This window comes from Bacillus sp. JJ783, from assembly GCF_036963225.1.
Taxonomy (GTDB): domain Bacteria; phylum Bacillota; class Bacilli; order Bacillales; family Bacillaceae_G; genus Bacillus_A; species Bacillus_A cereus_U.
Map to the genome: position 1 here is coordinate 339 of NZ_JBALMG010000157.1, position 253 is coordinate 591.

The window sequence follows — 253 nt, forward strand, 5'->3', positions numbered from 1 at the left end:
GATATGAAATTGTTTTTAAAAATCTTGATACAAAAAACATTACAAAAATAGTTATTCAAATAAAAATACATGCTGGTCTAGGTTACATATGTAAGTGATGAATCATAGAATGTGAGATGGGACTACTGCAAAATCAAGAAATACTTATTAAGGAGATATAAAATGAACAAATACTTTAATAAAAGAAAAATAAGTAGAAAAGATTTAGTGGAATATAAGCTCATTGGAGACGGAAAAGATGGAGAAGTATACC

Annotated in this window: 1 pseudogene; it reads left to right on the forward strand. The window is 26.5% G+C overall.

Annotation, left to right across the window (positions count from 1 at the left end):
• Positions 1-162: 162 nt before the first annotated feature.
• Positions 163-253 (forward strand): annotated as a pseudogene (locus V7038_RS25780) (kinase); the annotation flags it as partial.